Annotated in this window: 13 protein-coding genes and 1 pseudogene; 4 read left to right on the top strand and 10 right to left on the bottom strand. The window is 33.4% G+C overall.

Features of this window, described 5'->3' with window-relative positions; genetic code table 11:
* Positions 1–237: 237 nt before the first annotated feature.
* On the top strand, positions 238–735 hold the full coding sequence (locus WBG07_RS18795; protein WP_340203596.1) for a PAS domain-containing protein: 498 nt from the start codon (positions 238–240) through the stop codon (positions 733–735).
* A 2-nt stretch (positions 736–737) separates the two neighbouring features.
* On the opposite strand, the gene WBG07_RS18790 is transcribed toward WBG07_RS18795, so the two are convergent.
* From WBG07_RS18790 to WBG07_RS18760, 7 genes are all read right to left on the bottom strand, one after another.
* Positions 738–1,217 carry a thioredoxin family protein gene (locus tag WBG07_RS18790; RefSeq protein ID WP_340203595.1) on the bottom strand — a complete coding sequence of 160 codons (480 nt, stop codon included), beginning with the start codon at positions 1,215–1,217 and terminating at the stop codon, positions 738–740.
* 80 nt (positions 1,218–1,297) lie between these two features.
* Positions 1,298–3,661, bottom strand: a complete 2,364-nt coding sequence (locus WBG07_RS18785) for a TonB-dependent receptor (RefSeq protein ID WP_340203593.1) — start codon at positions 3,659–3,661, stop codon at positions 1,298–1,300.
* A gap of 210 nt (positions 3,662–3,871) precedes the next feature.
* Positions 3,872–6,400, bottom strand: coding sequence for a hypothetical protein (locus WBG07_RS18780; protein WP_340203591.1), 2,529 nt, complete (start codon positions 6,398–6,400; stop codon positions 3,872–3,874).
* 335 nt (positions 6,401–6,735) lie between these two features.
* Complete coding sequence (locus WBG07_RS18775) at positions 6,736–8,607, bottom strand: trehalose-6-phosphate synthase (RefSeq protein WP_340203590.1); 1,872 nt, start codon at positions 8,605–8,607, stop codon at positions 6,736–6,738.
* Between the two features lie 536 nt (positions 8,608–9,143).
* Positions 9,144–11,033 carry a trehalose-6-phosphate synthase gene (locus WBG07_RS18770; RefSeq protein ID WP_340203588.1) on the bottom strand — a complete coding sequence of 630 codons (1,890 nt, stop codon included), beginning with the start codon at positions 11,031–11,033 and terminating at the stop codon, positions 9,144–9,146.
* A gap of 561 nt (positions 11,034–11,594) precedes the next feature.
* The gene (locus tag WBG07_RS18765) at positions 11,595–12,824 is read right to left on the bottom strand and encodes an MFS transporter (RefSeq protein ID WP_340203586.1); all 1,230 of its coding nucleotides are present in this window, start codon (positions 12,822–12,824) and stop codon (positions 11,595–11,597) included.
* Positions 12,825–12,924: 100 nt separating this feature from the next.
* Entirely contained in the window at positions 12,925–14,193 is a 1,269-nt protein-coding gene (locus WBG07_RS18760) for a Gfo/Idh/MocA family protein (RefSeq protein WP_340203584.1), read from the bottom strand.
* A 237-nt stretch (positions 14,194–14,430) separates the two neighbouring features.
* Between WBG07_RS18760 and WBG07_RS18755 the strand changes: the two genes are divergently transcribed.
* Positions 14,431–15,450: a LacI family DNA-binding transcriptional regulator gene (locus WBG07_RS18755; protein ID WP_340203582.1), complete on the top strand. Its 1,020-nt coding sequence runs from the start codon at positions 14,431–14,433 to the stop codon at positions 15,448–15,450.
* Between the two features lie 170 nt (positions 15,451–15,620).
* On the opposite strand, the gene WBG07_RS18750 is transcribed toward WBG07_RS18755, so the two are convergent.
* Positions 15,621–17,351 (bottom strand): hypothetical protein, encoded by a 1,731-nt coding sequence (locus WBG07_RS18750; protein ID WP_340203580.1) that lies wholly within the window; start codon positions 17,349–17,351, stop codon positions 15,621–15,623.
* Between the two features lie 434 nt (positions 17,352–17,785).
* Between WBG07_RS18750 and WBG07_RS18745 the strand changes: the two genes are divergently transcribed.
* Both WBG07_RS18745 and WBG07_RS18740 read left to right on the top strand, forming a co-directional pair.
* Complete coding sequence (locus WBG07_RS18745) at positions 17,786–17,962, top strand: hypothetical protein (RefSeq protein ID WP_340203578.1); 177 nt, start codon at positions 17,786–17,788, stop codon at positions 17,960–17,962.
* A gap of 447 nt (positions 17,963–18,409) precedes the next feature.
* Entirely contained in the window at positions 18,410–19,126 is a 717-nt protein-coding gene (locus WBG07_RS18740; protein ID WP_340203576.1) for a glycine-rich domain-containing protein, read from the top strand.
* Positions 19,127–20,463: 1,337 nt separating this feature from the next.
* Here the strand turns inward: WBG07_RS18740 and WBG07_RS18735 are convergent.
* Positions 20,464–21,254 (bottom strand): annotated as a pseudogene (locus tag WBG07_RS18735) (DUF4138 domain-containing protein).
* Positions 21,255–21,267: 13 nt separating this feature from the next.
* Positions 21,268–22,176: a conjugative transposon protein TraM gene (gene traM / locus WBG07_RS18730; protein ID WP_340203572.1), complete on the bottom strand. Its 909-nt coding sequence runs from the start codon at positions 22,174–22,176 to the stop codon at positions 21,268–21,270.

Below are 22,176 nucleotides of genomic sequence, written 5' to 3'. Positions count from 1 at the left end.
GAGTATCTTTTTACATAGAAAACCCCTAGATGAACAACTTTTATCTTTCTTGAAAATAGTATCTTATCAATTTTTCAAAATAGGTTAAAAAGCATTATAAATTGGTATAATAGCTTTTTATAACGGATAGCATTTGAATTATCCAAAATAACGCATCTTAAACATTATTCACAAAGTTTTTTAAATTGTAGGTAATCTTCTAAATTTTAAATACCTTCAAAAAAAAGAAAAGAAAAAATGAATGCTCTTAAAGACGAAAAAGAATACGTATCACCCATAAGAAGTTTTGATTTTTATCTTGATGGTTATCAAAAATTGATTAAAAAAGTGAAACTTAAAAATGAATTAAATCAATTACAAACCATTATAAAACAAGAAATACAGCCTTCGCTAAAAGATCTTTTGGAAATCACTACCTATGATGCTTTGGTTGTTACCAACCATGAAAAAGAAATTTTATGGACTAATAACGGATTCCGAGAAATGACTGGTTATTCCACAAATTTTGTTATTGGTAAAAATCCCAAATTTCTTCACGGCTCCAATACTTCTAAGGCTACTCTATTAAAAATGCGAGAAGAATTAAAACGTAAAAATAGATGTACCGCAGATCTTATAAATTACAAGAAAAATGGAAAAGAATATTGGTGTAGGATTGATATTTTACCGTTATATGATTCTGAAAATGAGATTTCTTTTTATTTGGCAATGGAACGTGAATTAAGGGCTGCTTAATTTTACTTAGTTATTATTTTTAGCATTTCTTTTGGTGAAAGATACTTAAAATATCTATTACTTACTTTAAAATTTTTATCAAGAATTACGAAAGCTGGGAGCGAGAATGGCTTTCCTTTTCTAGAAGCTAGTAGTAAAGGAATTTCATGTATTGAATTACGTTTTTCGCCGAAATTTTTATTCACAAATTGTTTTCCACCAAAAATAATAGTGTCTGAAGATTCTACATTCATCTTGACTGCATAGAATTCTATACTCATTTGAGTAATAACTGGTTCCTTCTTAAAAACAGTCTGATCCATTTTCTTGCAATAAACACACCAATCCGCATTAAAATAAATAAAAACTTTTTTTGGCTGAATGGCAAAAACTTCTTCTAGTTGCTCAAAATTTAGCCAGTTGATTTCTTGCTTTTGTGAATGACCAAAATAATTAGATAAAATATAAAAAACTGTAAGCAGCAATAAACTACAACGACTCATATTACCATATATTTAAAAAAGTTATATCTTTCAATCTTCTCCTACAAAAAAGCATTTTTTTAAGTTAATTCTTTAGAATACTAGTGCATTTTACCAAATTTAATACCTATAAAAAATGTTCTTGGTGCATTTGGTCCATAAATATAATCTGAATCTCGTTTAGGTCCGGTATCAAAATCATTTTGATAACTATTGAATATATTCTTTATTCCTCCGGAGAAAGTGATCATGAAATTTTCATTAAAGTCTATATGAGACTCTAATTTTATATTCAAATCAAAAAAAGAATCAACCTCATTTAACACTAAAAAGCCGGTATCACTAATTACACGAGGTACAGTCATATCTCCAGTAAAAGTGCCTGTAAGGTCAATATTAAAAGCTTCATTAGGAATCCATGCTGTATTAAGGTATCCATAAAAATTAGGATTCCGTACAAATTCGTCTATACTTAAATCTGATTCTCCTGGGGTCCCATCGGTCTCAAAAAGCAGTTGAGGTTCCTCATATTGTGTTTTTTGAAAAGTTCCGCCCACTTGAAATTGCCATGTTGGGTTGGGTGAAATTCCTATTTCTATATTAGAACCATATACTTGAGCTCCTGCCCCATTGCGAACTTCTTCCAAAATAGAACCATTATCTAAAGTTGCACCCGTACTTACCAAAGTAAATGGATTTTTTAAGGTCGTATAAAATCCTTCCATCAAGAAATCCATTTGTAATAGTCTAATAGATTTAGAGTAGTTAAAGGAGCCGGTAAACGCATTTGAATACTCTGTATTCAAATCATTAGAAAGAATGACAAATTGTGGCTCTCCCCCCACACTCGAAATATGTAAATCTTCATTAAAAGCCTGTGGTGCACGAAATCCTCTGGCATATCCCCCTCTAAACTTTAGAACTTCATTAAATTGATAGGAAATTGTTAATCTTGGTGAAAAAGCAGTTTGGTTTATATTTACATCTCTATTGATTTCTGCAACGGAATATTCTCCGTCTACTTGAACATGGTCTAATCTGGCTCCTAATAATGCAGTGAACTTTTCTGAAGGTTTCCACTCATACTGCGCGTAGCCCCCTAATGAATTAACACTTTGATCTATCAAACGATTGTAACCTATAATAATATCTTCTGTTTCTGTATGGTTGAGCTCTGCCCCAAAGGTTAAGACATCCTTATTTTTGAAAAATCTGGTGTATTGAACCCCATTCACCCAAGCTAAATCTTTTGTTTTTCCAAACGCATTGTTAGCTGAAATACTATCTTGACGGGTACGTTCTCCACCTAATCCTCCATAGTAACTGTCTCTATTAGTATACGAAACCGAAGTATAGATTTGAACTTTCGTTGTGTTATCCTTACTACTTAAATCATAATCTACCCCTCCTATAAAGGTATCGTGATCCAATTCTTCAGTAATATCAGTAAACTGCGGTGCTAAATCCAATCTATCTCCTCCTCTACGATATTCCCGAATTGCATTAAGATTCACTGAGATTCTGCTGCGATCTGTAGGCCTTAAAAAAGCTTTCGCACCAATGGTGTTATTTCTCAATTCTACAAGCTCTGTAAAGCCATCTTCGTTGGCATCATAACTATCCCGATTTCGGGAGGTACCAAAAAGTGTAAACCCACTCTTCAAATCATCTGCAACTAATGAGGTATTAAATGTGAGTATCCTATCTGCCGCTTCTCCATCTACCAAAGCTAAATTTGTTCCAATTTCCCATGTATTTAAAACTGGGTCTTTAGTAATTATATTAACCGTTCCGGCAATTGCATTTGAACCGTATAATGCAGAACCACCGCTTCTAACCACTTCTACTCTTTCAATAATATTTGTGGGAATTTGTTCTAAGCCGTAGACTCCAATTAAAGAGCTAAAGACAGGTCTGCTGTTTAATAATATTTGGGTATACCCTCCATCTAAACCATTTAAACGTACTTGTGTAAAACCACAGTTTTGACAATTGGTTTCTACTCGTACGCCAGGAGCGTAATTAAGACCGTCTGCTAATGAAATAGATTGAGTAGCCGTTAAAAGCCTTGGTTTTAGGGTAGAAACTATGACAGGTGCACTCCTGCGTTCCACTCTATTTCTGGTAGCACTTATAACCACCTCGTCTAATCCTAAGGCATCCTCTATAAGTTCAAAATCTATTTCAACGACTTCTTTTTCTGTTACAATTAAATTTTTAATGGAATTACGATATCCTTGTGAGCTTACTTGAATACTTAATTTTCCCGGGGTCACTTTAAATTGGTAATATCCATTTGCATTGGTGGTAGTACCTTCCGTTCCATTCTTTACAAATACGGTTGCAAAAGAAACAGCCTCACCCCCAGATTTCACTCGTCCTTTTATAATAGCTTGATTGGTCTGAGCAGAGATAAACATCGCTGACAGTATTAAAATTAATAAAAAACTTTCTTTAAATCTCATTAATTTTAATTTTAAACATGGCTTAATAAATATTTAGACAAATCTAAATAATATATTTGTTGTTTATAAATATTTTTTTGCTTTTTATTTCTGCTTATTGTATTGACGGAAGAGATTAGTACATTATAGCAAAAAAAGCCTATCAAACTTAAAGGTTAATAGGCTCTAAAATATTTAGCTATTCTATAGCTACTTTATCAATAAATGAATCTAAAAATTTCCAAATATAGATTTTATGGGTGCTTTATCTTTATTTGCTCGATTTCTTACCGTTGTTTTTGCTGCTCTCTTAGTTGGTATTTTTTGTGCCGTAGGGAGTTTTGCAAATTTTTCAAGACTCCTACTTTCTTTTATAGTAGCCAGCACACCATCTACTCCTTTTTGTCTTATATCTTGTGCTTTCTGGTTTTCTGCTCGAGATCTAGCAGAAATTCTATGCCAACGTACTAAATGATAAGCATTCGCTGTTTTTTGTGAAAGTAAAGAAGTAACGGTAGTTGCTAGAGAAACTCCATAAACACCTAGACTTGTTACTAACCATTTTTTAAGAAATTCATCATAAGGAGTATTTTCTTCTAGTTGATTATTTGTTTCATTATTCCCGTTATCACCAAAAGTATTAATGGCATTGTTTACCCCTAGGCCAACTCCGGCTAATCCAAAAGCAAAGACCAAGGGCTGTGGTTGTATTAATAAAATACCTCGCTCGTTGGTGATATTAGTTCGGTTAGCATGAATAAATGATTGTAGTCTTAATGTTTCTCCATTATCTAAGGCCTCATTAATTTCTTTACCAGATTCAATATTTTTATATGCTATAAAAACTTGATCTATTGCTTTTTCGTATGCCTCTTCTACTGTTTCTGAGTCTTTCTCATAATGTTCTAACAGATTATCAAACAAGTCTTTATAAGCCTCTAACTTTTCTTGCTCTTCATGGTGAATATCATTGGCAGTATCTACCATGGTAGCATTTACAGCAAAACGAGATCCTTTAGCCGTGGCAATAATCCTTCCCACTGCTCCCCAGGGTAATGCTTCACCAACGGCAAGAGCCCCTTTACCATTTATACCAGATTGTGCCTTAGTAATTGTAGTAGCATATAATTTAGGGCTAAGATTCGTTAAATACAAACTATGTGATACAAACATGTTTTTTAAGTAAGCCGTATTTTCGGGCTCTAAACCATGCTCTTTACCTTTATCTTCAAAAAACTTTTCAAATGAAGGATTCACCTCATGTTTTCCATCTGCTAACATCTCATCAGGTCCTTTGGCTGCCGTTATGTGAGAAATAGGATCTGCAACATCTTTTAAGGCTACCGTCCAGAATTTTGAAACTTCTTCACCTGCAAAATTTTCAGACCTTATGGCAAGGTATTGGTGTGCATCTGCAAGCTTACTCAAAATAGGTAATTCTTGAGCCATATCATTATCTGTACCAAAAAGAACAATCTCATCTAGTTTTGAACCAAAAGTGGTTTCCAGCTCCTGCTGTAAACTTTTATAAGATATATCTTTTGTTTCGGTAAAACCATGCGGTCCCACCAACTCATTTAAATCAAAATCATCTAATCTGGTTGCTTCTGGTTTTTGATTTAATTCTTTCAGCGTTTCTAATAGTCTGGTTCCATATTTTGCTTCTCCCTCTGCCAAGGTTTCACTAGCCTCTACTTGAGTAATTTTGGCTTCCCATAATCCTAAAAGTTTGAACTTTAATTCTGTTTGTTTCTCATCATCTAAACCAACAGCTACCACTCTTTCTAACGGACTAGAATCTAAAATTGCTTTTCCTATATCGGTAATGTTTTTATCTGTTGCCTCTATAAGAACCATTCGAGCTCTTGTTGTATTAGATTCAAACCAAGATTTAGGTTTTTTTTGATATTCATCATGCAAACTCTGTGAAGAGAAACTTGAGTATTGATTTAGTACCTTTTTAAAATATGCTTTTAATTGTACTTCATTTATATTATCTGGAATTTCTAAATCAATATTAAAAGCTCTTTTACCATAAATATCTTCACGAACAACACGTTCTATTTCATCTTTCTTAGCACCAAGACGAGCTACTCTTTGTTCTACTTTAGCTGCATCATTTGGATATTTTGCTTGTAAAATTTCCCTCGCTAAACTCTCGTCGCTTTTAAATCTAAAAGCTGCTTTCACAGCTTGCCAAACCATATTTGGTAAAGGTTCCTCTGCAGGTGCTTCAGCTGCCACTGCGGGACTTGCTTCAGTAGGAATATCAATTACTACATCTGTTGCTTCTAATTGTGCTTCAATATCTTCTACTGCTGCTACCTTTTTATCATCTTCACTTTCTTCATCTGATGGAGCTCCCAAGGAAATTTCAGCGCTTCCTACTTCTTCTTCTTTTGTTTCTTCTACCCCACCTCTCTCTATTGTTGTTGCTTCCAATTGAGTTTCTTGTACAGGTGGATTATCTGGTTCAATATCTTGTATTACAAACTGCTCCTCTACATCTAGTGCAGCATCAAAATCTTCTGCTGTTACCACTTCTTGTGCCAATCCTTGTTCAAGATCTGGTAGCTCTTCTACTTGAGTTTCTTGTGCTGATCCTCTTTCCAGATCTAATAACGAAGTCTGTTCCACTATTTGTGTTTCCTCTTCATTTACTCCTTCTACTTTAGTTTCTTCCTGCCCAGTGCTCTCTAATGCTGTCGCTTCAGCTTGAGCTCTTAGTTCTTCCGATGTATTTTCTTCTGATTTTTTCATTTTTAAATATTTTTGGATATTATTTATGTCTTAAGCCAAGATAATGTTCACTTGAACTTTTTTTTGATTCAATAAAATGTCTGATTTATATATAAGTATTGAATAGAAGGTAATACCCCCAATGCTTTTTTAAATCTACAATCAACAACTAACTGATTTTAAACTATTTAAAAAAGAAATATCTTACTTTTACATGTAGGGTTACGATATTGGGTAACCAAAAAAATAAAAGAACGTAAGTTCCAAAATGAACAAAAAATACGAACTCCTATTTTTAAATAGAAGTTCGTATTGGCAATTTTACAAAAGATAAATACCCTTATTTATAAATTCTTTTAAGCATGTACCTTTTGTCTTTTACTACTCTCTTTTCTGTCTTGTTTTTGAGATTCTCTTCTAGGCCTTTTAGTGATTGAAGCAGCTTTTCTTGCAGCTCCTGGCGTAATTGCTGTAAGTGCTTTTAATCCATATTCTTGGGTTGAATTAACCTGACTTGGAATTTTATCAAATCCTCTTGTGTCCTGAAGCGGTCCTAACTGTCCGCGTTGTGCCTGTATTTCTGTAGACTGTTTCAAAAGTGCATTGGCTACACTAGTAGCTCTGGGCTTAATAATACTTACCGCTGGCACCTGTTCTTTTTCTAAACTTCTGGCCATTCCTGCCCCTGTACTTAAAACCAATGCCGAAGGTTCTAATGACTTCCCTAGTAAACCTTGCTCTATAGCCATGTTTCTGGAAACAAATGCTTCTCCCGCAGAAATAAGAAATCCGTCTGATTTGGAAGGAGCGATATGTATATCCATCGCCGCATTAAAAATGGGTAATTCTTCATTTGGAACAAATGGGATTAGATTAATAGAATCTGGATATTGCTGCATAATCTCGTCCATGATCTCCTTGGCTTCAGCTGCATATTTCTGATCTTCCTTAATAGGTCTTGGCGGACTCGCAACCACATGCATTCTATAATGCTCTTCTGGATGTCTTATCCCTTTTTGCTTGGCCATATTCAACAACATCTGGAACCCCTTCAATTGTTCTTGTAAACCTTTGGTATAATCAAATCGTCCTACAGAACCAATATTGATCATTTTTGGATCTACCTTTAAAGTGCCCTTATTATCATCAGGACCTTTAAGCTTTACCCATTCTTTCATTTTATCTTCTACGGCTTCATGCAATGGAGACTGATCAAAATTTTTCGTCACCAAAACATAATCATCCATGGGGTCTTCTCCTTTTGTTCCGGTTTTAACAAATTTATCTTTCTTACGAGAAGGACTTTCACTTACAACAATATCTTGTTGTCTTACTTTATCAGTCATCACTTCATTAAATCGCTCATTGGTCATCTTTTGCAATGCTTCCTTTGGAATTCCAATAGGATTTACCTCAACTTTAGCCGCCACCGCTTGCAATTCTTCTGGTGTTTTGACTATCTCAAAGTTCTTAAGTGTTTTTAAAAAGTCTTGTTTAAATTGCTCTGTATGAAATTGAAGGTTATCTGCCTGTATAACATTCTCTAATGCCGTTTTAAAATATTCCTGCTCGGTAGTTATAAGATTTTCAGGTTCTATTTCAGGAAAAGGGGTATGCATAAAAAAGCCTACTTTTGCCTCTGGAGCTTCTTCTTTTATATATTTTGGCACCGATAAAATCTGGTAATCATGCACCCAGATCATAGTATCTTTAGGTACCTCACCATTATTATCTTCTTTAATGGTGCTAATTAATTCATCGGCTAAAGCTTTATTTCCTGCTTCATATCCCGCTAAAGTAGCTGCTGGATCTATCTTATCATCCAATTGCAATACCATAGGATAAATTAATTGGTTTGCCGCTTTGGTATATAAGGCATCTCTAACTTCTTCAGATACATAAGCAAATTTAAAGTTATGCGTATCCCCATCTAAAAATGCTTGGTTTACCCTCTCTTGTTTCTCTGTATCTACCCCTCCATCTTCCTTCTTGTAATTTGGATTGATTCCTACCCATCTTTTGAGTTCATAAGGACCATCTTTTGGTAGTGCTGCATTTACAGCAATACCCAAACCTCCCGGTCTGGCAGATGCCTCTATCTTTTTTGTTTTTGGATCTTCTTTTACAGCCACGGGTAAAGAAAATGAAGCTACATATACTGGAGTTTTTTCTTGAGTATCTTCGCTTCCTTGACTTGAACTTGAACTTGAACTACTATCTTTTTTCATCTTAATTAAATTTTTGATTAAACTTCTTATTCTTATTTCTTGTTCTTATTAATATGTATAAAAATGAGGTGAATCCCCCCAATTCTATTTTGACTTAAAAATCTGTTAATCAACAAGTTAAAGGCAAATCTTACACTAATATTATTAATTGAATTACAAGTTTTGTGACTTTATGACTATAATATATTTAATGACCAGGTTTACGTTATTAAATCAAGTAACCTGCATTTGATGAAGTATGGTAGGAATGTAAAATGTACCTAAAGAAATTGGTACTTGCTCGTAAGTAAAAATTAAACTTAAAAAGAAAGGGGTAACAATTATTGAAGAAATAGAAAAACTAGATCGTTCAAATTAACATTGACAATTCTTAAAAAATGCATTTATTTGATACCAAAAAATCTCGTTTTGAACACATACTGGCAATTAGCTAATTACTTTTATTTCCGTAGAAATCTATGCAGAAAGTACTTCACTAAAAAATGGCCGTCTAATTGTACTAGACGACCTTTTTAGGACTCATTATTTATATCAATCTACGAGAATGAGGGTCTTGCTTTTTTATTACTTTTATCCTCACTTTGAGATCTTTTAGCTGGTCTTTTAGCCACTCTAGAAATGCTTCTTGCTCTTTCAGCATTTTCTGGTGAAAGAGCTGCTAAAGCTTTTAAGGTAAATTCTTTATTTGTATTGACTAAAGATGGTAATGCAGTAAATCCTCTTTGCGTATCTTTAGGTTGAGAGTTTTTAGGTCGTGCTTTCTTTTTTGCATTTCTTGGGAGGCTTTCTCTTGAAGGTTTTATTTTCTTGTCTTTCTCCTCCTCCTTTTTAGTAACTAAAGGAAAACGACGATCTAATGTTGCTTGCGCAGTACCTCTTTCATTTAAGATGGCTATAGATTGTTCTGCAAGGGCATTTGCTATATTGACAGCTTCTGGTTTAACGATGCTAACAGAAGGTATATTATATTTTTCTAATGTTCTCGCCATTCCTGCATTGGTAGTTAAAACTAATGCAGACTTATTGGTGTTCGTATTTAATAACCCTCTTTTTTCCGCTACATTTCTGGAAACAAAGGCTTCTCCAGCAGATATAAGATAACCATCTGCTTTTGATGGCGCCACATGTATATCCATTGCGGCATTAAAGATAGGTAATTGCGCATTTTGCACGCCGGGAATCAAGTTTACAGCATCTGGGAACTCTTTCAAAATATCTTCTATAACATCCACAACCTTAGCTGCATACTGCAAATCTTCTTTAATATTTCTTGCCGGAGCAGCTACTACATGCATTCTATAAAGTTCTTCTGGCTTTTCAATTCCTGAACTTTTTGCCATGTTCAAAAGCATTTGAAATGCTTTTAATTGATCTAACTGTGCCTTTGTATAATCATATCTGCCCACAGAACCCATGTTTACCATTTTAGGGTCTATCTTCAAGCTTCCTTTAACTCCCTCCTTTTGATTTCCTTTTTCATCTGTAGTCCATTCCTGCATTTTTTGTTCTAATGCTTCAAATAATACATTTTCTTTATCCTCATTTTCAGGAATCCCCGCTAATATTTCATCGAATCTGGTATTTGACATCTCTTCAATCATCTCCGTAGGGATCCCAATAGGGTTCACTTCAATCTTTGCTTCAATTTCTGCCAACTGTTCTGGAGTTTCTACGATTTCAAAATTTTGTAATGTCTTTAAAAAATCTGCTTTAAACTCTTCTGTATGAAACTGAATACTATCTGCGGCTATAACATTTTCTAATGCAATCTTAAAATTATCTTGCTCCGTCAATAACAAATTCTCAGGTTTTATCTCAGGAAAAGGCGTATGCATAAAAAAGCCAACTTTTGCTTCTGGTGCCTCCTCCTTTAAATACTTGGGAACCGATAAAATTTGATAATCATGCACCCAAATCATTGTATCTTTAGGAACTTCCCCGTCATTTTCTTGTTTAATGGTATTAATAACTTCGTTAGCCAAAGCTTTATTACCCGCCTCGTAACCATCTAAAGTGGCCTGAGGATCTATCTTATCATCTAATTGTAAAAGAGTTGGGTAAATTAATTGATTTGCTGCATTTGCATACAAAGCGTCTCTTACTTCTTGAGATACATAGGCGTATTTAAAATTATGGGTTTCTCCTTCTGTAAATGCATTATTTACCTTTTCTTGGGTAGCTGTATCTACCTGTCCATCTTCGGTAAGGTAATTTTCGCGTAATCCTATCCAACTTTTTAATTCATAAGGACTATCCTCTGTTAAACCTGCATTCACTGCAACGCCTAAACCTCCTGCTCTGGATTCTAATTTTACTTGATCTTCTTCTATTTTCACACCCACAGGTAGGGAAAAAGAAACAATATAAACAGGTTTTTTGGGTTCTGTATCTTGATTTTCTGCATTGGAATCTCCTCGTGTTTTCATCGTACTTAGTATTTAGTTAAATTTCTTATTGTTATTTCATGTTCTCATTACTAAGTACAGAAACGAAGTAATTCCCCCCAATACCTTTTTGACTTAACAGTTTGTAAATCAACTATTTAAAGATATATCTTACATAAATTTTATTGTTTATAGTACATCTTATGTAGTTTTTAAATAGTACTTATTTAGCAACTAGATTTACATTATTAAATCAATTAACCTACTTTGAATAAAGTGTGATAGGAAAATGAAATGCGCTTGAAGAAATTGGAAATACCTGTAAGTAAAATTTAAGCTTAAAAGAAAAGCATGAATTTTATTGAAGAAGTAGAGGAACTATATTATTAACAATTATATCGATCAGTTAACAGTATCTATTTGAAACTAGTAAACCTAGTTTTGAAAACTTAGAACCCGAGGGATAAAACTTTACGAGTCCCTTTTTTTAGGGTATTTTTTATTTTGAGATGTTATTAAAACGCATTGCAATTAGTTACATTATCAACCAAAACATTAAAAAAGACCAGAAGAATTATTATTAATCGTGCAAACGCATCTATGCTAATGGCTAGCCTCATATTTAATAACTGCTCTATTAAATAAAAATAAAGTAATTATTAGAAACGACATCGGTATCAGTAAAAAATAAAAAGCTCTGGCTCCATCTATATGTTCAAATAGATATCCAATAGCTCTGGAACCAAATGTACCTCCTAATGCTGAAAAAATAACAATAAGTCCTGTAGCTGAACTATGTTTTTTTGTGGGTAAAACTGATAATAAGGCCGAATTAATTAAGGGATAAATTGGTGCTATAAAAAGACCTATAATTGGAAAAATAAAACCAACTGGTGGGATGTCCCATATGGACTCAATGGTAGTTAATTCTCTATTTAATGCACCAGGTAGAACCAAAGTCACCAATACCATTGCTATAATAATGCAATAAGTAAGTAACTTTACCCAGTGTATTCTTTTCACTAATCTTCCTGCAAGTAATCTTCCAACCGATAGCGAAATTGCCAAAATACTAGCCATTTGAACACTAAGTACATCATTTAATGAAAGTATTTTTTTATTAAAAGTAGGAAGCCAAGTCATGATGCCTTGCTCTACCATAGCAAACAAAAAGGCACTTAAAATAAAAAACATAACTAATGGTAGTGCAATAAGCTTCATCATATCTAAAAAATCTGTTAAAGAAGCTTTAGATGTTTCAACAGTAACGGGGGTATCCATTTTAGCGAAAAGTAACAATACAAAGGCGATAGCAATTAAAACTGCCAAAAACAAGTAAACATTTAACCATGAATCTGGATTGCTTTCATTGAAAAAGACAGGAAATATAAAATAGGTAGCAGCTACGCCTATCATAAAAACACCTTCAATTGAACTCATCAAACTACTATGTTCTTCTTTTGTTGTGGTAAGTAGCCCAATAATTGAAAAAACAGAGATTTTGATAAATGCAAAAGATACACCAATACACGCAAAGAGAATTTTTGTACTTAAAAAGGAATTTCCAAAGTACATATAAACACATCCAAAAAGTGATAAGATCAAGGCGTAAAGCATGGTTCTTTTATAGCCCATTCTGGGTAGAAATGAAGCTACAAAGAATGAGACTATTGCTATAGGAAGATCCTTAAAAGCCTCTAAAATACTTGCTTCTGTTTCCAGAACATTATAATTTTCAATTGCTTGTTTAATTACAATACCCACACTATTTAATAAAATAGCAAAAACAAAATAATTAATATATAATACTGCTTTTAGTCCTAATTTTTTCATTTGGATGTATCTAAAATTACGTGCTATTTAATTGATGCAAATATGGGAAAATATACTAAGTAATTATCAATATGACATTTATTTACTGAATTACGTATGGTTACAAATCAATCTTTTCAATTTTCCCTCCTAATCTACTCTTTTCTGCTTTGAATCCTATGATATGGCTTTCAATGGAAGCTTTAATAGTTGATGTTAAAAGCGATGCGTCATGATTTGAAACCGCCTGCACCCAATTTTGAACCAATCGCCAGTCTCCTCCTCCATGTCCATGATCGTGGTAATCAAATTCACTTTCACCTTGTTCCCACTTCGTAGTCTTACCAGTACGAAAATCTGTATGCTCAAAAGTTTCCATATCTCCAACAATATCTCCCATAGTACCCATTAGGCGAGTACGTCTCCCGTGATATGAAGTAAATGCTTCCATAGAGAAAGCAGCGGTCACATCATTTTCAAATTTTAAAGAAGCGACATAATGATCTGGTTGGTCATTATCCATTCTATAGACGCAACGCCCGTAATCTGTTGTTTGTAACTGCTCTATTAAATATTCATCTCTTTTAGATTCATCATCAGGGAAATCAAACACATAATTATGCTTCTTATCCCTTTGGTATATTTTTAGTGCAGAATACGGACATTCAGATTCTACTGGGCAGCCATCGGTACATCTATTCGTGCTGCCTTCTGGAGCGTTTTCTTTTCTAAACCATTTTCTATTCCCAAAAGCAGCCACTTCAGAACAAGGGCTTCCAACCAACCATCTCATAATATCCAAATCATGACAAGATTTACCTAAAATAATAGGGCTAGACTCTTTTGAATTATGCCAGTTACCTCTCACATAGGAATGTGCCATGTGGGCATGTTCTATAGACTCCATATGTTGAATACTAACAAGATCCCCTATTAGTTTACTATCTACTATTTCCTTTAATTTTTGAAAATATGGCGCATATCTTAATACATGACATACCCCTACTATACATTGTTTTTTCTCGGCAAGCGCTAAAATTTCTCGACATTCTTCTTCTGATGGAGAAATAGGTTTTTCAATAAGAACATCATACCCTAACGTCATTGCAGCCATACAGGGTTCATAATGTAATGTATCAGATGTAGCTATGATTACAGCATCTGCAAATTTTGATCTTTTAAATACTTCTTCCCATGAAGAAAATCTGTTTTTTTCTTCTATTTTATGTTTTGTAGCAAAGCGTTCATTTCTAATTGCATTGGGTTCTGCAACTCCAATAATACGTAATTCTTTAGGATGTGCTATGGCATAATCACCATATACATTTGCCCTATCTCCTGCTCCTATAGCTATGGCTGTTATGGTTTTTTGTAAGCTGGTTCTTTTCATGTTTTTCATTTTTTTATACACAATAATCAATCTTTGCGTACCTTATAAATACTATTTGAACTAAAAAAATTTACTAATTTCTAATAATACATGAAGTATTCTTTCAATGCTTATAAAAATATGTTCTAAAAATTAAGATTATCGCAATGCTTTATTTTATTTTTTTACGAAATCGTTTTCGTGATTTAAGTAAACGTTTTCGTGATCTTAATTCTAAAAATATACTAAATTGCACTAATGTCACGAACCAAATTAAAAGATATTGCAGATAAAATTGGGGTTTCAATAGCTACCGTTTCCAAAGTTTTAAATGGCTCAGACGAAATAAGTGAAGCTACAAAGCGAAAAGTTTTACACACCGCTCGATTACTCAATTATACGCCAAACCAAATTGCCCTTAATTTAAAAAAGCAACAAACAAAAAAGCTAGGAGTTATTATTCCTACCACAGCTCATTATTTTTTTTCTCAGGTTATTGAAGGTTTTATTGAAAGAGCAGAGCAAGAAGGCTATTTGGTTATCATACTGCAATCAAATGAAAAATTATCGCTGGAAAAACAGCAAGTAAATTTATTAATTGAGCAAAGAGTAGATGGAATTTTAATATCTCTTTCCAACCTCACAAATCAATTTGTACATCTTCAAAAAATACTAAGTGCAGGCATTCCTTTGGTGCTGTTTGATAAAGTGGAGCAATCCATTGAATGTTCTAAGGTTAGAATTGATGATTTTGAAGCAGCCTATAAAGCAGTCTCCTACCTTATAAGTAAAGGACACCAAAGAATAGCTCATTTTAGAGGTGAGTTTAGTCCTAAAAATTCAACCTATAGATTTGAAGGTTATAAACAAGCTCTTATAGATAACCATATAGAATTTGATACCTCTTTAGTATATCATTGTGATAGTAATAGAAGCTATAAAGGAGGATACACTAATGCAAAAAAAGCAATTTTGGAGCATCCAAATCTCGATGCAATTTTTTCCTCCACAGATCTAGCAGCCATTGGCATCATTAAATGTTTTAATGAGCTACAAATTAAAATACCAGATGACATAGCCGTTTTTGGTTTTAGCAATTGGTTTATGTCGTCTGCAATAACTCCGGCTTTATCTACAGTAAATCAACCTGCCTATGAAATGGGTATCACTGCCATGGAAATTTTATTAAATGAGATAAAATGTATCAAAAGCGGTAATTCTGTTATTTTTAAGGACGTGATTTTACCAACCAAACTGATCTTAAGAGATTCTTCCTAAATCAATAATACTAATTTTTTTTATTCTTAGTCATCAAACACTTTTTGTCTATTGTCTAGTAATTTTATCAATATTGATTTTAAAGACTTTACTTGTTTCACAACTTAAAAACAAAATGCACTTAGGTCTAAACCTAAGTGCATTTTAAAACATATCAACTACTTTAGTTTTTAGCCTATTTTAGGACCAGATTTTTCCTTTCCTTTCTTTTCTGTTCTAGCTCTCCTATCTGTTAACCTTTTTGATTCTGCTGCCGTAATAGCCGCAATAGGTCTGGCTGCTAATGCCTGTAACCCAATTATTGCTGGTGTTTGCGTTGCTTCCTGAGTGGGAACAACAGGCATAATTCCAAAGATATCAACTGCTGCTACTGTTTCCATTAACGATCTAGAAGCCTCTTTTTTTGCCTCTTTTTCTATGTCTTGTACAAACCCTTGATCTACAAGTACCGTTTGAATATTTCTAAGTAATTCAAATTGTTCATTCCGTTCTGGATTTGCAGTGATAATTTCATTTGCTACTTTCGCACTTCTAAGATTGCTTGATAAATCCAGATATTGTCTGCTGCCTGTTGTCAATTGCTCCTCCCCAGCGGTCTGTGTTGGTTGTGCCTGCGCATAAAACGCTCCCTGAGGCGTTGCAACCACTATGTTAGCATTTTTTTTGGGCAATTCTTTAATTTTCATGGCCTCCATACCTGTATCCTCCGCCATTAGAATTACTTTACCTTGATCCCAATCTTTTAAATTATCTAATGCCCCTTCTGGATACCTTTCTGGTTGTTGTATTAAAATATCTCCACTAGTTAAAAGCACTATAGGGGGTGTTTCCGTATCGCCACTTTGTGAAGGGAGTAATTGCCTATCTGATAAAGCCTGTCTTATTTCATTAAGTTTTTCAAAAGCGGTTGTATCCAAGAAATAAGAGCGATGTTGATCTTGAGGTAGCACTTCTTCACTCCCTACAATGAAAAATGAATCCTGTACACGTGCATCTAAAGGATTGTTAGGGTTTCTGTCTTCTGGGTCATAAGGGGTATAATTACTAGGTCTGGAAGTATACCCTTGTAACTCTCCACTGTTAAATTTTTCATTTAACACATTCATTGCAGTCATATCTCCTACATCGTCTCCTGAATAACTCATTTGGGTTGGCTTTTCAGTAGTGAGTCCATTATCTTCAAAAATTTGTTTAAGTCCAGGACTCTCATTAGCAATGTTCTGCATGGTTAATCCTTTTGACACCAATTCTATAGTTAAGGCGGCGGCTGCATCTAGATGTACTAACAATCCCTGCTCTTCTCCTAGTGCTTGAAAGCCTTCTGCTATTTGTTCTTTTATAGCTTCAAATTCTGGCATATCGGCTTCGTTAGCAGGCATTTGAAGATGTGCCGTAACTCCATAGGTCTTTAATTCTGATTTCACCCATATATTTTCAGAACTGTCACTCGTATTGCTCGTATAATGGTCTCCGGCGGCCGCTACCATTATTTGTTCCATCGCATTCTTTAATTCATCAGAAATAGGTTGTGCTACTGCTATAACATCTTCGTGATGACTTAAATTTTCTGCATTTTCACTTATAGGTTTAAATTGCATAAATGCTCCATTCTCAGAAGCAAGTACAATTTTTGGAGTTCTGCCTTCCTCATCAGGCCCCATAGCTCCTCTATAAAAATTATTTAACTCGCCACTCATACGGCCAGAGAGTACCATAATACCAGTATCTGGATTGTCAATACTGTATTGTTTCATTTGTTCTAAAAACTCTTTAGGAGGAGTGGCCTTGTCTTTATTCTTTAAATTAACATGTGGAAATATAGTTCCATCACTATCAGTAATCACCCATTTTTTAATTGGGGTCTCTCTAAATTCTTTAGCTGAAGCTGTTTCTGATTTCATCTTTATCTCTTTTATAAATTATTTCTTATACTTCTTACTTTCTATTTAAAAAAGTAAACTCGTTCTCGTTTATAAGTAGAAATAAGCGTTAAATCCCCCCAATGGGTATTCATTTTAATTTTTTAAAGAAGCTATCAAAAAATCAATTTTAAATAGGCTGTTTTAATATTTATATAAATGAAGGGAAACTGCCTATGTGTTGTTTTTAATATCAACCTATACAACAAGTATGTGCTAGTTTAGTTAGTTAAAAAACTGCTTTCTTTGGTTAATTTTAGAAAGAAATAATAATTTTAAGAATTAATAGAATACATTCTTTTTAAACAAGACGTAGTAATTTTCTGCGGGGTTTTTTTACCTTTATTCATTCTAAATTACTATTTGAATAGTTCTTTTTTAGAACTTCTTTAATAAGTATAAAACCCTATTTGATTATGGTAGCTATGGAACGTATTAATGAAAGAATTGAAGGTGCTCAAGAAAACTACTTAGGTAGAAGTTTAGATTTAAGCTCATTAGGTTTAACAATGCAAGACCTAGAAAAACTGATCCCAATTATACAAAAAGAACTTCCTGCAAAAAGTAATAAGCCTAAGCCTCCTAAACTGTAAACAAAAGATACTAGCCTAAGGAATCTAAGTAATATGTTGTAGCTGTCTAAAATATGACCCTCTTTCACCTATTGTTTTGACGAAAGTTTCCTTATGTCTTTTTTACCAAAGATTCATCTGGGTAAAAACGTACATTCTATTTTACACATTGTTATAAAGCTAAGTTTTTAGTTCCTATCATACCTCCCATTGGCTTTTGTTACTAATTGTAAACTAAATTTGAGATAATAGCTTCGCTTTTACCAAAGCAAAGTTACATTGTTTAATATCCTATAATGTTTAGTTCTTCTTAAAGCGATTCTATTTCATAATTATTATACTGAACTTCAATTAAAAAAACAGTAAAAACACCCTTTATAAACAGGTTTTATCCTGTAAAATGCTGATTAATATTTAATTAATTTTAATTCTTGAATGATAAAAGAGTACTAATTTAAAAAAACAAAGATGATCGATACAACAAAACCATTACAAGATTACTTGAAGGACGAAGAAATTAAGCCAATACTAAAGCAGTCTAAAAACCTATTCATTAATAGTAAAAGAGAAGATTATAAAATTGTTGATAAACATATCTTAAAAGCCTTGAAACATATTAATGAATCGTATGATTTTGCTAAGATTATTTGGCGTGTACAACAAGAAAACCCTAATGATGAACGTTTCTTTGATACCGATTATTTGATACGTGGCATAACAAACCTAAAGATGTTTTATTCTTTAGAGGTAATAGATGGAAGAAATTTACATTCTTTGTCTAAAACCTTAGATGTTTTTTGGCATGCACATCAAAATTTTAGCTTTGAGTATATGAACTTTTGCAATAAGGTATTCGGACCTAATCAATTTCTTCATCATACGCCTACAGATAAACGAAATAGGGTAATTCAAGAATCTATGGAGCGTCGTTACGTTTATTCGCAAACTATAATGGATAAAGTCTATAAAGTTGATAAGGAGTTTTGGGGTAAGGATATAGTAATATGTTGCAGTTACAATGCAATCAGCCCAGAGGGTTTTATTTTTTGGAAGCCTGCTTTGATAGCAATGGAACCAGCATGCAATATTTATACTGATCAAATTTTGAATGAAGAATTGAAGAAGTCAACTAATTTTGTTTTAGATGGTTTTTCTTCCATTAAAAAATCTTATCAAATTAATTAAAATAGAGTTTTCGTTTCTTTTTATTGATGCGTTACATTTTTATGATAATAAACTTCTTAAGAAGAATGGGAAAAGTATTTGAAATATAACTATTTCAAATACTTTTTTTAGGAATTTTTGGCAAGAAAAAAATCAAAAAGGATATTGATTGTAAAAGCTTTTTATCTAAGCAAAGTTATATAACGCAGAACATTAAAAATACTGTATATTAAAATACTTTTAGTATCAAGAGATGAAGAAGATCACTACTATTTATCTGCAAGATTTCATTTATAGTTAGTTAGTACAACCTAGCCTAGAGCGTCTGTTTAGAACGAGTTCTTTTATTCTCATATAATCTGGGGATTAACCTAAGATATTTTGCAAAGATTATTAGCAAGGTAGTTTTGTTTCTTAAGACCTTTACTTATCCTATTTATGCTTTGAATGATTGTAGATTTACTACATCATATTTGCCGTCAGTTCGACGTAAACAAGAATTAAAATCGATTTCGAAATTGTCTTTTTCCTCAGTATAACAAGGTTTTCCATTAAGAATTTTCGAAGCCCCGATCGTTCGGGGAAGAAATGTAAATTCATGAACTCCTTTGAAGAAAATAGAATTTAGTGAACTAAAATTTAGGAAAGCCTTGTGGTTTTGTCCACTTTCTGGACAAAAATACCTTGGAAATCGAAGATGCATGAATACCTTCATGTAAAACAGACATGACATGAACTAAAAAGTGTCTTTTATTTGGGTTTCCCCTCGCCGCCTGGCTACTTCACTAAAAACAGCTACTAGCTGTTTTTCTTTACGTTCGCTCCTAGACAAGCAAAGAAAATGAACTTAATAATCTAAAAATAAGATTGTTAAATTAAAATAGTGTGAAAAAATTTAAATTCTATTTTATGGAAGTTATATCGAACTCCTTTAGTTTACTATCTCGTTTGCCTTTGTTTGATATCGTAATTTCATAATTTTACGCTATCTACTTTATACCTTGTTTTGGTAGAATATTTTAAAGAGACGTTGGTTTCTTTGAAAAGCATAAGAGGTCATCCCAAAACCAAAAACCCTGCTGATCTTAAGATCAGCAGGGTTTTTGTTCGCTTTGATAAACATTTTGTCGGGGTGAGAGAACTAACAATCATCCCATATATCATTGTAAATCAAAAAGTTACTTTGATTTTTTCAAAACAGGTAACCGAATAGGTAACTTTTGCTTTGATTTTATTTCAATTTATATAAGCTAAGATACGAATTTAATAAAAGGCAAAAAGCTCTAATTATTATTATATTTTAATAAAAAAGGCGTCCCTTTACAAAACGCCGATAACTCTACTAAATAAATAATTTATTATAAATCTTTTATAAGAATTAACTTCCTACTACCCTTCTCCTCTTGCAACGCAATCATCAATTTTTCATTATCCCCCAACACAAACTTGGGCATTACATATACTAACCTATGTGATTGCTCCGCTTTGATCGTATTGGGCATATCATGTTTGTAATCAGCTTCCATTAAAAGCTTTTGATAGGATGCTTTACGTTTCTTATTGCCGTTTACGCTGTAGATATTTAGGTAATCTATCTCAAAATCAATTTCAGATTTGTTCTTGATTTCTAAAATCAGGTAAACCTCAGAAGCATTATAAACCACCTTTTGTAATTGCAGTTTTATACCTTTTTTTCGTTTGCTTGCTACAGATTTATACTTTGACTTCAATAGATATTCACTGAATTTCTGAAAATAAGCAGTTCGATTTATTGGTTTAGCAATTGGTCTTTGCTTAATAACTATTGGTTGTTCGTTTCCGATACGCTCATTTTCGGTAATAAAATAATTTAGCTGTGACAGCTGCTCTTTGTACTTCAAGATATAGGAATAAACATGACCGTTTTTAGTAACAGTCAGCAAATTACTTTCTGTTCCTGGAGTGGCTTGTAACAATCCGAAATGTTGTTCTTTTTCTCGATTAACGTGAATATAAAATTGGATGTTCCTGTAATTCCCTGGCGAATCGGTTCTGGAAAAAACAGGGCTACATTCTTTTTATCATTGGCGTAAATAGTGTCTGGTTTTTGTTGTGCTATGACTGTATTTGAAAATACCAGAGCGATAATATAAATGATATAATTTTTCATAAGAGTGAATGAATTAGTGCCTCTTAGAGGCTAAAATGAGTTGGTAATTGTCGGTTACGGTAACTTTTACGGTACGGTTGTTCCTTTGGAATATTCTTTTGATGCCACTTACTTGTGGTACACCAACGATATTTATATCGTCCACAATATCCCCGACTGCTTCTTGTCTGGCTTCAGCCCTAAAACTGTTTTCAATATAGATACCCTCGCTTCCATCCTGAAGGTCAAAAGCATTTAGCTTTACAGGTTTGTGATTTATACTTTCAATTTCTAATAAGGTCCGGTTGGGTTTAAAACTTACGAAACCATAAATAGGTGTATTTCTTCGGACGGGATTACCATTGATGAGTGCATCTTTCGTCAAATGCATTTGCAAACGGTAATTGTTCCGAACTGTTTGTGTACCATCTACCCGAACGTAAATGAAAGCATCGGTATTTTGTGAAATCAAGGTTTCATTTGCCAGGGGATTAGATGCAAAAAACAGTTGATGTTCAAGGCCTAATTCTTTAGAGGCAATGCTTTCTTCCTTCATATCTACCTTAGAAATGGAATCTTTCTGAAGTGGCTTTGGTGCAGTCTTGACCTTGGGTTTTCTAAAACTTCTATCCGAATAACTGATACGCCCTTGACTGTAAATACTATCAACAATCCGCATCTTTTCCTTATCCAATAAATCGGGATCATAAACCCCTGTGGAATCCAGGAGGCGTTCATCATAAATACTGGGTGCATTGGTCTGCTTCACCTCTTTTAAGTCATCCAGAGCCTCTAATTTGGAGTTATATTCCTTTTGCTTATCGCCTAACTTTGGAATTGGGATTTGGTTATTTTCAATCGTTGGTTCTTCTTCTTCTCCTAGTACTATAACTGCATAAAAGCCAATGAACAGCATTACGCATAAAATGACGGCAGCGAACAC

Origin of the sequence: Ascidiimonas meishanensis, from assembly GCF_037782385.1 — a bacterium.
GTDB lineage: Bacteria > Bacteroidota > Bacteroidia > Flavobacteriales > Flavobacteriaceae > Ascidiimonas > Ascidiimonas meishanensis.
Note: the sequence above shows the minus strand (reverse complement) of the source record. Positions and strands in the feature narration are given on the sequence as shown.

Excerpts from the sequence above, each read along its gene's own strand:
- WBG07_RS18795 (WP_340203596.1), top strand. The coding sequence starts at position 238 with ATGAATGCTCTTAAAGACGAAAAAGAATACGTATCACCCATAAGAAGT.
- WBG07_RS18790 (WP_340203595.1), bottom strand. The coding sequence starts at position 1,217 with ATGAGTCGTTGTAGTTTATTGCTGCTTACAGTTTTTTATATTTTATCT.
- WBG07_RS18785 (WP_340203593.1), bottom strand. The coding sequence starts at position 3,661 with ATGAGATTTAAAGAAAGTTTTTTATTAATTTTAATACTGTCAGCGATG.
- WBG07_RS18780 (WP_340203591.1), bottom strand. The coding sequence starts at position 6,400 with ATGAAAAAATCAGAAGAAAATACATCGGAAGAACTAAGAGCTCAAGCT.
- WBG07_RS18775 (WP_340203590.1), bottom strand. The coding sequence starts at position 8,607 with ATGAAAAAAGATAGTAGTTCAAGTTCAAGTTCAAGTCAAGGAAGCGAA.
- WBG07_RS18770 (WP_340203588.1), bottom strand. The coding sequence starts at position 11,033 with ATGAAAACACGAGGAGATTCCAATGCAGAAAATCAAGATACAGAACCC.
- WBG07_RS18765 (WP_340203586.1), bottom strand. The coding sequence starts at position 12,824 with ATGAAAAAATTAGGACTAAAAGCAGTATTATATATTAATTATTTTGTT.
- WBG07_RS18760 (WP_340203584.1), bottom strand. The coding sequence starts at position 14,193 with ATGAAAAGAACCAGCTTACAAAAAACCATAACAGCCATAGCTATAGGA.
- WBG07_RS18755 (WP_340203582.1), top strand. The coding sequence starts at position 14,431 with ATGTCACGAACCAAATTAAAAGATATTGCAGATAAAATTGGGGTTTCA.
- WBG07_RS18750 (WP_340203580.1), bottom strand. The coding sequence starts at position 17,351 with ATGAAATCAGAAACAGCTTCAGCTAAAGAATTTAGAGAGACCCCAATT.
- WBG07_RS18745 (WP_340203578.1), top strand. The coding sequence starts at position 17,786 with ATGGTAGCTATGGAACGTATTAATGAAAGAATTGAAGGTGCTCAAGAA.
- WBG07_RS18740 (WP_340203576.1), top strand. The coding sequence starts at position 18,410 with ATGATCGATACAACAAAACCATTACAAGATTACTTGAAGGACGAAGAA.